The sequence below is a fragment of the Bacteroidetes bacterium GWF2_43_63 genome (genome assembly GCA_001769275.1).
Lineage (GTDB): Bacteria > Bacteroidota > Bacteroidia > Bacteroidales > DTU049 > GWF2-43-63.
Genome location: MEOQ01000020.1, coordinates 42,515 through 55,493, shown reverse-complemented (window position 1 = coordinate 55,493; position 12,979 = coordinate 42,515). Strand labels below are relative to the sequence as shown.

16 protein-coding genes are annotated in these 12,979 nt (G+C 42.9%); 6 read left to right on the top strand and 10 right to left on the bottom strand.

Annotation, left to right across the window (positions count from 1 at the left end; translation table 11 throughout):
- Window positions 1-5: 5 nt before the first annotated feature.
- On the bottom strand, window positions 6-665 hold the full coding sequence (locus A2W93_13700; protein OFY55043.1) for a hypothetical protein: 660 nt from the start codon (window positions 663-665) through the stop codon (window positions 6-8).
- A gap of 114 nt (window positions 666-779) precedes the next feature.
- Window positions 780-986 (bottom strand): hypothetical protein, encoded by a 207-nt coding sequence (locus A2W93_13695; GenBank protein ID OFY55042.1) that lies wholly within the window; start codon window positions 984-986, stop codon window positions 780-782.
- Window positions 987-1,016: 30 nt separating this feature from the next.
- On the opposite strand from A2W93_13695, the gene A2W93_13690 reads away from it, so the two are divergent.
- Entirely contained in the window at window positions 1,017-1,538 is a 522-nt protein-coding gene (locus A2W93_13690; GenBank protein ID OFY55041.1) for a gamma carbonic anhydrase family protein, read from the top strand.
- Window positions 1,539-2,158: 620 nt separating this feature from the next.
- Here the strand turns inward: A2W93_13690 and A2W93_13685 are convergent.
- The 4 genes from A2W93_13685 to A2W93_13670 form a co-directional block, all read right to left on the bottom strand.
- Entirely contained in the window at window positions 2,159-3,007 is an 849-nt protein-coding gene (locus A2W93_13685; protein ID OFY55040.1) for a DNA-binding protein, read from the bottom strand.
- Window positions 3,008-3,087: 80 nt separating this feature from the next.
- Window positions 3,088-4,140 carry a hypothetical protein gene (locus tag A2W93_13680; GenBank protein OFY55039.1) on the bottom strand — a complete coding sequence of 351 codons (1,053 nt, stop codon included), beginning with the start codon at window positions 4,138-4,140 and terminating at the stop codon, window positions 3,088-3,090.
- A gap of 12 nt (window positions 4,141-4,152) precedes the next feature.
- Window positions 4,153-4,521, bottom strand: a complete 369-nt coding sequence (locus A2W93_13675) for a hypothetical protein (GenBank protein OFY55038.1) — start codon at window positions 4,519-4,521, stop codon at window positions 4,153-4,155.
- Window positions 4,518-4,739: a hypothetical protein gene (locus tag A2W93_13670; GenBank protein OFY55037.1), complete on the bottom strand. Its 222-nt coding sequence runs from the start codon at window positions 4,737-4,739 to the stop codon at window positions 4,518-4,520. Before A2W93_13670 ends, A2W93_13675 begins: the two co-directional genes overlap by 4 nt.
- 6 nt (window positions 4,740-4,745) lie before the next feature.
- Between A2W93_13670 and A2W93_13665 the strand changes: the two genes are divergently transcribed.
- From A2W93_13665 to A2W93_13655, 3 genes are all read left to right on the top strand, one after another.
- On the top strand, window positions 4,746-6,254 hold the full coding sequence (locus A2W93_13665; GenBank protein ID OFY55036.1) for a F0F1 ATP synthase subunit beta: 1,509 nt from the start codon (window positions 4,746-4,748) through the stop codon (window positions 6,252-6,254).
- 8 nt (window positions 6,255-6,262) lie between these two features.
- Window positions 6,263-6,499 carry an ATP synthase F1 subunit epsilon gene (locus A2W93_13660; GenBank protein OFY55035.1) on the top strand — a complete coding sequence of 79 codons (237 nt, stop codon included), beginning with the start codon at window positions 6,263-6,265 and terminating at the stop codon, window positions 6,497-6,499.
- Window positions 6,500-6,581: 82 nt separating this feature from the next.
- On the top strand, window positions 6,582-6,896 hold the full coding sequence (locus A2W93_13655; protein ID OFY55034.1) for a hypothetical protein: 315 nt from the start codon (window positions 6,582-6,584) through the stop codon (window positions 6,894-6,896).
- Window positions 6,897-7,263: 367 nt separating this feature from the next.
- Here the strand turns inward: A2W93_13655 and A2W93_13650 are convergent, their stop codons facing one another.
- From A2W93_13650 to A2W93_13635, 4 genes are all read right to left on the bottom strand, one after another.
- Window positions 7,264-8,724: a hypothetical protein gene (locus A2W93_13650; protein OFY55033.1), complete on the bottom strand. Its 1,461-nt coding sequence runs from the start codon at window positions 8,722-8,724 to the stop codon at window positions 7,264-7,266.
- Window positions 8,724-10,022, bottom strand: coding sequence for a hypothetical protein (locus A2W93_13645; protein ID OFY55032.1), 1,299 nt, complete (start codon window positions 10,020-10,022; stop codon window positions 8,724-8,726). The genes A2W93_13650 and A2W93_13645 overlap by 1 nt, the downstream gene beginning before the upstream one ends.
- The gene (locus tag A2W93_13640; protein ID OFY55031.1) at window positions 10,006-10,593 is read right to left on the bottom strand and encodes an RNA polymerase subunit sigma-70; all 588 of its coding nucleotides are present in this window, start codon (window positions 10,591-10,593) and stop codon (window positions 10,006-10,008) included. The genes A2W93_13645 and A2W93_13640 overlap by 17 nt, the downstream gene beginning before the upstream one ends.
- Before the next feature lie 176 nt (window positions 10,594-10,769).
- The gene (locus tag A2W93_13635; GenBank protein OFY55030.1) at window positions 10,770-11,276 is read right to left on the bottom strand and encodes a hypothetical protein; all 507 of its coding nucleotides are present in this window, start codon (window positions 11,274-11,276) and stop codon (window positions 10,770-10,772) included.
- A 226-nt stretch (window positions 11,277-11,502) separates the two neighbouring features.
- Between A2W93_13635 and A2W93_13630 the strand changes: the two genes are divergently transcribed.
- Window positions 11,503-12,075 (top strand): adenylyl-sulfate kinase, encoded by a 573-nt coding sequence (locus tag A2W93_13630; GenBank protein ID OFY55086.1) that lies wholly within the window; start codon window positions 11,503-11,505, stop codon window positions 12,073-12,075.
- Window positions 12,072-12,974, top strand: coding sequence for a sulfate adenylyltransferase small subunit (locus A2W93_13625; protein OFY55029.1), 903 nt, complete (start codon window positions 12,072-12,074; stop codon window positions 12,972-12,974). The genes A2W93_13630 and A2W93_13625 overlap by 4 nt, the downstream gene beginning before the upstream one ends.
- The last annotated feature ends 5 nt before the right edge of the window (window positions 12,975-12,979 follow it).

Genomic DNA, 12,979 nt, shown 5'->3' with positions numbered 1-12,979 from the left:
ACGTATTAATCCACCTCACTGAGTTTCTTTTCAAGCTCCTTCAGAGCTTTGTTTTGATCTTCGAGATTCTGGTTGCCGGTAATAATGCTTGATTTATTGTCTTCAATATTTTTCTCGGCATCTTCAATTCTTTTTTTGTAATCTTCAATGTCTTTTGCGAGTTTTTCGTTGTCTTTAGTCAGACCTTCAACGGTTTTTGTTGTTTTACCAATCACATCTTTTTGCTCGTCAATTTTTTTCTGTACCGCAAGCTTGGCCTGTTCAACAGCGAAATCATAAATCATTTTTTCGGCTACTTTATAACCAGTAGCGTGTTCTTTTGAATTCAGATAGGCGCCGCCCAGATTGAATCCGACCATAAAGCGAACATCTCCGCCTTTCTCATCAATAACAGAGTAAATATCAATTGCGTTTGAAGAAATGGAGGGCAACGATGCATCATCAACAAACATTTCCTTCTTTCCGGAAACTTTTCCGCCGGTGTCTTTCATTTTATCTTTCCATGCCTTGGCAACATCATCTTCGCTGGCGCCGGTAATGGTCACTACCAGACAATTATTTTTTCCGTCACCGATTTTTTCGATGCTTTCTGACACTTTCGTTTTCTGTGCCTGTGCGGGCAACATGATAGCTGCCGCTGCTAATATCAATAGGAATCTTTTCATGATGATTATATTTTCCGTAAAAGTACAAATTTTGCCTGATTTGGTAAAATGCCCTGTGTGCTTTTATCATTATCCCTTTATCTTTTTAACTTTTTTCGTTACACGTTACAGTCGTTACGCGTTACAGTAACTGGCGCGGATTTGCAATCCGTGCCCAATGCCCCTCACTGGCGCGGATATGTTATCCGTGACAGTGAAGTTCATGAGCTCAGCGCCTTCTGTCGAAAGCCGCCATGCCCTTTGCTTCATGCCGCAAGCTTTGCGCCCCATGCCCCAAGCATTGCGCGTTGTGAGTTGAGCTCCGCATGCCCTATGCCGCATGCTTTTATATCTTTGCAAAAAACTACACCGATGGCACTGATCAAAAAAGTGAAAGGAATTTTGCCCGAATTTGGCTCTGAATGTGTGATTGCTGAAAATGCCACCATTACAGGCGATGTGGTCATGGGCAACAATTGCAGCGTGTGGTTCAATGCGGTTATTCGTGGCGATGTGCATTCCATCCGGATCGGAAATAATGTAAACATCCAGGATAATGTGGTCGTTCACTGCACTTATCAGAAAAGTCCGGTTACGATCGGAAACAACGTCTCCATCGCACATGGCGCTATTGTTCATGGATGTACGATTCACGATAATGTCTTGATTGGAATGGGCGCAATCGTAATGGATGATGTGGTGGTGGAAAGCAACTGTATCATTGCGGCCGGAGCGGTTGTCACCAAGGGAACCCGCATTGAAAGCGGTTCTGTGTATGGTGGCATGCCTGCAAAAAAGATTAAATCAATTGACCAATCGCTCCTCGAAGGAGAAGTGATGCGCATTTCGGAAAACTATATGATGTATGCCAGCTGGTACGACGAAGGGCTGTAGATTTTAGAAATTAGATTTGTGATTTTTGAATTGCGATTTGATTTGAGATTGTAATTTGCATCTTCTCCAGCCTCTCTGCGTCGCCATAGGCGACCTGAGTGCGCTGGAGAAGAAATGAACTAAGCATTGAAAAACCCTGTCCGGTAAATGCAAAAGGCAGTTTTTGCGCCTCCATGCTCTGAACTTGAAATCTCAAATTGTGATTTCAAGATTTACTTGAGTCCTTTATTAAGTTGAAATATCAGACCGAGATATCGAAACTAACAACAAAGATTTTGCAATGCACCCAACAGCTTGTCCGCCTGCCGGCGGAATTCCGTGTCCGTTCCCTTTCGCAAATTAATGTCATCCGGACGACAGAATGTTGTGTGTTTCCCGACATTCTACCGTCAGCAGCTGTGGCTTGAGTCGCTTTATCGCTGACGTGGAATCGTCGGGGATGTTTTTCAATATCTCCGTGGTCTTTGAAAATATCGGCATTCAGTTTATTTCGTGGAGTTGACCTGTAAGTATTGTTCTGTAAGTCTTCATACTGATGTCGTCGGGTATTGCTCTGGATTCTAAAATTCAAAGACAGCAAGTTTTGAGCAATCACTCCACCAACACTCTCATTCCACCTCTCAAATCCTCAATTTGCAAAGAATTTCCCCGGAGGTCATTTCCATTTTCGAAAACGCAAACCATTTTTTGCCAAGGTCTTTGAGCGAAGCACCGAAATGATAAACCACCTCATCAATAATCAGAAAGCGGTCGTGCGATTTTGAAAATTCCAGCAATTCAATGGGCGCATATTGTTGGTTGTGTTTCTGCAAATCGAGTTTCAGTTGTTTTGTAATTTGCGAAGAATAAATAATAGCGAAAACACTCTTTTTTCGCTTGGAAAGTAATGTCAGAACAGTTTCATCAACATAATTATCAATCAGAACAATACTCTGTTTTGCCGATTTTATCAGTTCAGACACAAAAGTGTATGCATCGAAAATTTGTCCGTCGAAAAAAAGACCTTGGCTTGGAGGCAATGCTGCTTTAATTTGCAAATCGATGCCTTTCACTTTTTTCGCCAGCGAATCAACATTTTCTTCGATGCGGTTCATTCGGTTATTGAGGGCATAACCTTTAAGCAGATAATCTTTCAGTATTTTATTTGCCCACATACGAAATTGAGTTCCCTGTTTTGAATTTACCCGATAACCCACCGAAAGAATGGCATCAAGATTATAAAATTCTATTTCTCTTTTCACTTCCCTTCCTGCTTCAATTTGAACTGTTGCATTTTTTGCAACAGTTGCTTCCATGGAAAGTTCTCCTTCTTTGTAAACATTTCGTAAGTGCCTTGATATGACTGATTTATCCCTTTCAAAAAGTTGCGCAATTTGATTAAGAGACAACCATACCGTATCCTCATCAACCCTCACTTCAATATGTGAAGCAAGCTCATTGGGCTGGTATATAATGATTTCGTTTTTCATGACTGAAAATTATTCTCTTTTCCTACTTTAAAGGCGTCAAAAAGAGAAATTAAAATTACTATTATTTTTGATAAGTACTTTTATTTCACCTTCCCCAAACACCGCAGCACCTCTGTCCGCTCGCCGTGCCACCAGTGCAGTCCGCTGCCTTCGCAGATTGAATAGTCTTTGCAATTGGCGCAGGTGCCGGTTTTTGTCCAGCTGCGGTTTCGCATGATGTCAAACTTGTTATTCCACACATCAAGAAACTCATCTTTATAAATGTTGCCTTGCGCAAGGCTTCGATCAACATTGGGGCAGGCTGATATGCTGCCATCGGCCAGAATAGAGGCGATGTGTATGCCCGCGCGGCAAAAGAAAAATCCGTCACGCACTTTTTCTTCGTATACACCAGTCCAGGCCTCGCAGCTGAAGGAGGTTTTCATGCGTTTGTCCTTTCGCTTTTCCACAATAAATTCCATCAGAAATTTCAATTGTTCATCGGTGAGCGAAAGGTCTCTGTCAGTGGCTGCACGCCCGATCGGTGTGATTGTGAACAGACGCCAGGATTTAATGCCTGTTTGTAAAAGCGTCTGATGTATTTCATCAAGTTCGCCGATATTTTTCTGATTCACACAAGTGACCACATCGGCGTTGAGTCGTGGATTGGAAGAAATCAGCTTAATGGCATTCAGCGCGGCATCGAAGCTGTGTTGTGAATTCCGCATCCATTCGTGGGTTTTGGCCATCCCGTCTAAACTGATTGTTACGGATCCCATGCCGGCATTCAGCAGTTTGTGGTGCATGTCTTTGTTATACAAAACACCGTTCGAAACAATTCCCCATCGGAATCCGTTTTGTCTGAGCTGCATGCCGCATTCAGCCAGGTCGCTTCGCAGCAGTGGTTCCCCGCCGGTCATTATTACAATGATGGAGTCCTTTTTATATTGTTTTTGCAGCGGTTTGATTGCATTCAGAAAATCGGCAAAAGGCATATCGGGCAACTGACTGCTGACCGAACAATCGCTTCCGCAATGACGGCAATTGAGATTGCAGCGCAGGGTGCATTCCCAGAACAGATACGAAAGTTCATGAATTGCCGCTTCGTTGTGCCGAAAGCGAACGTGATTTTTTTGTCTGAAGCGCTTGAACAATGGAATTATAGTTTACTTGGGATCAATTCTGATCGTAATTCCAGAGGTTGAAATATCGCTCAGCACGGTGTCCTTGTCAAGATAATGTCCGTCCGTCAATGTGTCTGCGTCAGTCAGAATCAAATGATATTGCGAAGCCGCAGGAACATAAAAACTGAAGGTTCCGGTTGAGTCTGTCAAAGCGTATTGGTCGCTGTTTACGTTGACTTTTATTCCGGGAACCGGAAAATCGGTTGAATCAGAAACAATGGTTCCATGAAACAGCACATCGGTGCTTTCATCCTGTGGCGCTCCATAACAGGCCTGGAACACAAATAATGCAGTTGAAAAACTTAGAAATCCGAATAATTTTCGACGCAGATTTTTTATTTGAAATTTCATAGCAAGCGGGGTTTAAAAGCGGAACGTTCCAATAGCAAATATAATATTTTGTTCCAACAATTGAAAGATTTGTAAATGCCTTTTTGAGTTTTGACAATTTTCAGCTCTCGTTTATCCGAATATTTACCGCATTCATAAAGGATTGACAGATGAGTAATATTTTTTTCAACAGATAATGCTGCTATGAAAATTTGTGTAAATTTGCCCTCTACATACATTGGATTATGGCTGAAACAACGACAGGAAAAATTGCCCAGATCATCGGACCGGTGATTGATGTGGTTTTTGAACGCGAAGAAGATCTTCCGAATATTTATAATGCACTTACAGTTGTTCGCGAAAATGGCGAAACACTCGTATTGGAATGTCAGCAGGACATTGGTGAAAACACTGTTCGTACCATTGCTATGGATGCCACCGACGGGTTATCGCGCGGTATGGATGTGGTAAACACCGGAAAGCCAATTGCTATGCCGGTTGGCGATCAGATCAACGGTCGTCTCTTCAACGTAATTGGCGATCCGATAGATGGCCTGCCGCCCGTGAACAGAGACAAAACCTATGAGATTCATCGCGAACCGCCGAAATTCGAAAATCTGAGTACAGCTTCCGAAGTTTTATATACCGGTATTAAAGTAATTGACCTTATTGAGCCCTATTCAAAAGGTGGAAAAATCGGACTTTTCGGCGGTGCCGGAGTAGGAAAGACGGTAATTATTCAGGAACTCATCAACAATATTGCAAAGCAATACAGCGGCTTTTCGATATTTGCCGGCGTGGGTGAACGCACCCGTGAAGGCAATGACCTGCTGCGCGAAATGATCGAAGCCGGTCTTGTAAATTACGGCGACGATTTCAAACACAGCATGGAACAAGGCGGTTGGGACCTCTCGAAAGTTGATATGGAAAAACTCAAAAGCAGTCTTCTCTCTATGGTGTTCGGGCAGATGAACGAGCCGCCTGGAGCACGTGCCCGTGTGGCTTTGAGCGGTCTGACCGTTGCTGAATATTTCCGCGATGGTGATGAAAAATCAGGGGGACGCGACATTCTGTTCTTTATTGATAATATTTTCCGTTTCACGCAAGCCGGTTCTGAAGTATCTGCGCTGTTGGGCCGTATGCCTTCTGCTGTAGGATATCAACCGACTCTGGCTTCTGAAATGGGGATTATGCAGGAACGCATCACTTCTACCAAACGTGGCTCTATTACTTCGGTTCAAGCCGTTTATGTGCCAGCTGATGACCTTACTGATCCGGCTCCCGCAACCACCTTTGCTCACCTTGATGCCACCACAGTATTAAACCGTAAAATTTCTGAGCTTGGAATTTATCCGGCTGTGGATCCACTCGATTCAACTTCACGTATTCTTGACCCGAACATTGTTGGCGAAGACCATTACAATACTGCTCAGCGTGTGAAGTTTATTTTGCAGCGCCTTAAGGAATTGCAGGACATCATTGCTATTTTGGGTATGGATGAACTTTCGGAAGAAGACAAACTCGTGGTACACCGCGCACGTCGTGTACAGCGCTTCCTGTCACAACCGTTCTATGTTGCCACGCAGTTCACCGGTATCCCGGGCGTTTTTGTAAGCATTGAAGACACCATCAAGGGATTCAAAATGATTCTCGACGGCGAAGTGGACGAATATCCCGAAGCTGCTTTCAACCTGGTAGGAACCATTGAAGAAGCCATTGAAAAAGGTCGCAAACTGCTTGAACAATCGAAATAATCTGCCCTATGCGCATCGAAATTGTCAGTCCTGAAAAACAGCTCTATGCGGGCGAAGTCAGTATGGCTCAGTTCCCCGGTACCGAGGGCTCGTTTCAGGTTTTGAACAACCATGCTCCTATGATTGCCACTATTGGCGCTGGTATAATCCGCGTAAGAACTGAAAGCGGAGCTGAAGAGTCAATTGAAGTAAAAGGCGGGATTGTCGAAGTTCAGAAAAACAGAATTCTGGTTCTTGCTGAGTAGTTCTTTTTTGCGCGATGATGAAATTTGCTGCATTATCCTATTGTGCAATTTTTGTATATTTGCCTGTGAAAAACACTGAAATATGATACGAAATTTCGTTTTTATCGTAATGCTTTTTGCTTCCTGTGCTGCATTTTCTCAGGAGCAAGTGGTCGATGACATTCAAATCAATTCTGATGGAAAGACACTGACCATTAAAATTGATGATCCTAAGGCCGTGAAGTATGATTTGCTGATTTACAAAACGTACGAGGATATCAAAATTAATGAATACGGAGTAACCAAAAATCCGTTCACAATTGATATTAGTACCTGGGAGCCTGCTATCTATCACATAAAAGTCGACTACGCGCTGATTACTCAATTCCGCCACTACGAAGTGCTGAAAGAGGAATAGTCACATTAAAAAATGATGAATATTTAAGCTCCGGAAACGGAGCTTTTTTGTTGGTGATACGATTTTTTGAGTGGTAAATTTTTCAATTTTAATAATGAAGTAGTTTGTATCATTATCAATCGCAAAATGATACACGAATTTGTTTTCACATCAGCAATCCCAGCCAAGACAACCACGTCCCCGGACTTCAGTTCCGGGGTCTCCTGAAATATTGATTCAGCAAGGGCTCCAATGGTTTTCGAGGAGATCCCGGCACCGAAGTAGATGCTTTATCTCATACTTTGACCGGGAACTTACTGCGCCTTTGTTTTAGTAGTTTTCCTGCAAACATTGCGAAGTATTCCACACAAAAACTCGTAGAACCTTTTTAATATCTGGAAATCACGAATTGAACCGTAACGGGTTGTCCGTCCAGACTGGTTTGCAGGAAGTACATACCGGCACTTAGTTGTCTTACGTCAACAACTCCATCTGTGGCTGATGTCGTCATTACTTCTTTTCCTTCAACCGATGTAATATGAATTTCTCCTTCCGGTGCGGGAGTTAGTTGCAGATAATCTGCGGCGGGATTGGGGTAAATTGCGAAATTCACTTTGGCTGACTCATCAATTTGCGTAATGGTATTCAACGAAATGTAGGCAGAAGGGTTGGACATAGAAAGTAGAACCGTTTCGGACATAGATGCGACTCCAAATTTTTCTGTAAAAACCCGATAAGTACCATAAGGTATACCGTTGAAATGAAAATTCCCGTTAGGGTCGCAATGACGAAATGAAACAGGAATCATATTTTCATTGTACAACAAAATATCAAATTCAGCCGGGTTGGCGTCATTGATATATCCGCTTATTTCGCAAATGCCTGCACCGAACTGCTGTTGAGCCAGTGTAATATTGGCATTAAAATTATCATCCGTCAGGTTTGCGAAAACTGCCGATTCCCAGCTGAGTTCTGAACCCAGATATGTTGGAATGGCCGTGCTCTGCATAATATTATCAGCTTCGATTATGCGAACCGAATAGTTGCAGCGGGGTACAGATGAAAAATAGAAATATCCGTATTGTGAGTAATAACAGGTATCAATGGCGAAATAGCTGGTGTTGCTGTGCCCTAAAAGCACTGCCTTTCCGGTGGTTGTTGGGACTGAGCCCGAGAAAACAGTACCTCCTAAAATATGGAAATCAGTCGCTGGAGTCGTTATAGATTTTGTGAATTGAATGGAGTCGAAAACAAAGCCGGTTAAAGAATCTGTAAATGTTTGAGTGACTTTGATGTTGCTGACAGATTCTGTAAGCAATGTTGAAATTGATTGATCTTGTCCCGCAAACTGGTTGTTGATTGTCCACTTGTAATCCTCAATCAGATATTTCCGCTTAAGACTGTCATTGACTTCAGCTCCGAAAAAAGCAGGGCAGGTGTTATCTGATGGAGAAATCTGCAATGGTTCTGAAGGCATATCAATCACCCCCATACAAATTGAAATATCCACATCGCTGGCCCACACATCATTCTGATTGAAAGTAATCAGATAACCCTTTCGTTGAAAATCGCAATCATACGTATACACCATTACTTTAAGGGGAATGATCGAAGTCGGGATACTGGGTGCGTGTAATGAAAAGGATCCGTCGGAAGCAGTTGTAATTAAATTATTCAGATTCTGAACATAAGGCTGAGCCGACGATTCGAAGACTACAAAGACTTTCTGATCGACCACCGGCATGTTATTGTCCGAAGCAAAGATGCGGCCTTCCAGCCCGATTCCTTTCTGCCCGCAAACTGCAAAAACAATGACAGTTGAAAATATGAGTGATAGAAATAATTTCATCAGTATGACAACTTATAAACGAGTCTGAGTTTTACTCCATAGCTCACCGGGGCTTTCCCAAGACGTTCATCGCCTGCATAGAACGGGCTCAGACAATAACGGTATGTTGGTTCAACGCCGAATGAAAGACGTGAATTTGTATTGTAAATCACTCCGGCTGCAAGTGTGAATGACCAGAAGTCTTTGTTGCGCGACAACGATTGTGTCTGCCACGATAATGGCTGATTTCCGGTTTCTTCGTAGAAGTCAGCTTGTGTTTTTTCGGATGCATTCAGCAAAAATGTATAGGTAAATCCACCCTGAGCGTAAACTGAAAAACGACGAATATCTTTCTGGAATCCCAGAGCCATTGGAATTTCAAGATAATGATAACGGTCTGAAGCTTTGGTTGAATGTGCTACAGCAACAGAATCATAAACAGGATGCGCACTGGTATAATACTGAGGAATAACCACCGGATTTCCGGCAGTATCAACGCCTTGAGTGAATGACATGCTATCTACCATTGTATATACGCCAACCTGCTGATATTCATTCATTGCATAATTGTACTGATTATGCTGGAAGAGGTTCAATGAATTAATACCGGTGCGAAGATAAAAATCGGAGAAATGAAACGAAAGATCTACTCCGTTGTTGATTGCAAGTGAAGTTATTCTGTTTTCATCCTGCGTGCCGAAATCAAAAATATCAGGACCAGTCTGATAACTCAGATCGAACCATGCCGGAATTATACTTTTGTCTGGCTGGAGCAAATCGGGCGAATTGAGCTTTTCAGGATTCCAGGTCAGTTGCGGAACGTTTAGTTGTGCTGCGTTCAGCGATGTCAGATAGTCCATGCTGTCGAAAACTACGGGCTTAATTTCATTTGAAATCGGCAGTAGTTCATTCTCAGCCAGGTCTGTTGAGGTTTCTTCAGCAGCAGGCAGAATGTTGACAGGCATTAAATCCGGAGTTTCTTGTCTGTAGATTGCCGGAATTTCTTCAGCGGCACTCAGCGGAGAAATTCTTTCAATTTCAATATCCAGAGCTGGTTCGTTGCCCGAGGCAATCGGAGATGCTGTAAACTCATTGTTTGAAGATGGATTGGTCACCGTCACTAAAACAATAGTTGCAATAGTAGATAGCGACCAAACAACGGGACGAATAAGATTCGATAAAACAGTGGTCGAAACAGTGGTTGTTATAGCAACTCCCGCGGCCACTTTTTTCCACGACCTTTCGGGTGGTTCAACCCGCAGATCATCAAGCTTTTCAGCGAAAAGCCGGTCCAGATCATTGTCATGCAATCTGTTCATAGCACACGGCGTTTATCGTTTTAAGCTTTTCCTGCAGAACTTTGCGGGCTCTTGATAATTGCGATTTGGAAGTGTTTTCGCTGATCCCGAGAGAGTTTGCAATTTCTTTGTGGCTGTACCCCTCAATAACATAAAGGTTAAAGACCATTCTATATCCTTCGGGCAATTTCTGAATGAGCGTCAGCAAAGTTTTCAGACTTATATTGTCAGTTGCTTCAACCGAAACATTTTCTCTGTTGGAGCAATCATCGATATCGAGTGTCTGAAGATATTTGAGATTGGATTTGTAATAGTTTATGGCAGTATTCACCATAATGCGGCGCACCCAGCCCTCGAGCGAGCCGTCGCATCTGAAATTTTTCAGATTTTGGAATACTTTAATAAAACCCTCCTGCATAATGTCTTCTGCCTCCATTTTATTCTTGGCATATCTCAAACAAACGCCAAACATCTTCGAGGCATAGCGCCTGTAAAGCAACTCCTGAGATTCGGCTCTGCCGGCAAGACAATTCTTTACCAGCTGGGCCTCCGCAAGGGAGCGTTCTTTGTTTGTTTGTTGAATATCAGACATTATTTGCAATCGATGGGTTGCATGAAACGATTTTAATCCCGTAATGTAAAGGTAAAGTAAAAATGAATATAAATACCTGCATATGTCAATACTGAATAAGTTAAAGGTTGAAATATATTTGTTAACGGATGAAAGAAAAAACTTGAAAATTACCTAATAACGGATGTAATAATCTGTTATTCAAATACTTCAATGGTATATCTGTACCCAATATCGTACTGCTTCCCTTTTCCGCCCAGTTTATTAATCCCCTGAATGATGAAATGAATACCAAAATAATCGAGCACAAGGCCTCCTGGTACATAATATAATGATTCGACTGACGGAGGCAACAATCCGGCTGCCAGACATGCAAAACCTCCAACGGTGAGAGCAGCTCCACCAAGGACCATTCCTGCACCAGCAAGCTTGAACATGGCCGATTTTGGTTTCCTGTCAACAATAATCTGCACCTTGCTGATTGGGATCGTTACTGAATCAACCACCAGATTTAATTTATCAATGGATTTGATATTGCCGCAAACTTCACTTGTATCGCCAAAATATACGATAATCCGGTCTCCGGTTCTGAACTCGGCCATTTTTTCGGGCTTGTCTATGTTGGTCAGTTTCAGAACACTTGATTGCTGGGCAAACAGCTGGAAACAAAATAGGGTAAAAACGACAGCAGCAATGTATCTCATCAGTAAGGTTTTTGCAAAGCTAATAAAATTCCGAAATCCGGGAAATGGTATTTAACCGCAAGTTTGAGAATACGATTTTGTAAATATTTTGCCTGATAAATATCAGCTTGGCGGTATGCGTGGATATATTTATCTTTGCTGAAAACTTCAACAATTGATTAAATTCAGAAGAAGCAGTGCTGAACGCTATGCAAATCCAACTCAATGGACGGATTTCAATAGCTTTATCCGACGCAACAGAAGCCGGTTCTTAAACCGACAGCGACCTTTGGTAATCTGGTTTACAGGTCTCTCCGGATCCGGTAAAACAACACTTTCGGATAGTCTTAACACTGCAATCCTGCAAAAGGGATATTTCACCAAGGTTTTTGATGGCGATGTGATCCGTACCGGACTTTGCTCCGACCTGGGTTTCACCGATGCTGACCGACACGAAAACATCCGCCGGACTGCGGAAGTGGCTAAAATGTTCAGCGATTCAGGTCTTATTGTCTTATGTAGCTTTATTAGCCCTACTCATGAAATCCGGGATCTGGCCCGAAAGATCATTGGTGAAGACCGCTTTGTTGAGGTCTTTGTCAATTGCCCGATTGAAATCTGCGAACTTCGCGATGTGAAGGGCTTGTACAAAAAATACCGGCTGGGTCTGGTAAAGAACATGACCGGATTTGATTCCCCTTATGAACCACCGACTCATCCAACCGTTGAGATCAGAACCGATCTCTGGGATATAAATAAAAGCACCCGATACCTGATTCGTCAGGTTTTAAAACAGGTTAAATACAGAAAGGAAAAATGAACTACAGTTTGAATCACCTTCAGGAACTGGAGGCAGAATCCATTTTTATCATGCGGGAAGTAGCAGCTCAGTTTGAAAATCCGGGCTTACTTTTCTCCGGTGGAAAAGATTCCATAGTCATGGTACATCTTGCCAGAAAAGCTTTTTGGCCTTCGAAAATTCCTTTTCCACTGGTCCACATCGACACCGGACATAATTTTGATGAAACGATTACTTTCCGCGACGATCTTGCGCAGGAACTTGGCGCCAGACTTATTGTCGGCAGTGTTCAGGAGTCAATTGACAAAGGTAAATCTGTGGAAGAAAAAGGGATTGGATCGAGTCGAAACATCTTGCAAACGATAACCCTGCTCGATACCATCGAGAAAAATAAATTTGACGCCATGCTTGGCGGAGGAAGACGTGACGAGGAAAAGGCACGTGCAAAGGAGCGATTCTTCAGCCACAGAGATGAATTCGGGCAGTGGGATCCAAAAAATCAGCGGCCAGAACTCTGGAATCTTTTTAATGGTAAAAAGAAAATGGGGGAACACTTTCGTGTTTTTCCGCTTTCGAACTGGACCGAACTCGATGTGTGGATGTATATCCGCCGCGATAATATCAAGATTCCGTCGTTGTATTACAGTCACGATCGAAAAGTGTTCAAACGCGATGGAATGTGGCTTGCATGGGCTCCTTTTATGGCCATGAAAGACGAAGAAATTCTTGAAACAAGGACCGTGCGCTGCCGTACCATTGGCGACATGACCTGCACAGGAGTGGTGCTTTCTGAAGCCCACAATCTGAACGAAATTGTGGCCGAAGTGGCCGCATCGCGCGAGACAGAACGCGGAAACAGGGCCGATGACAAACGCTCTGAAAGCGCAATGGAAGACAGGAAAAAAGAAGGCTATTTTTAATCAAA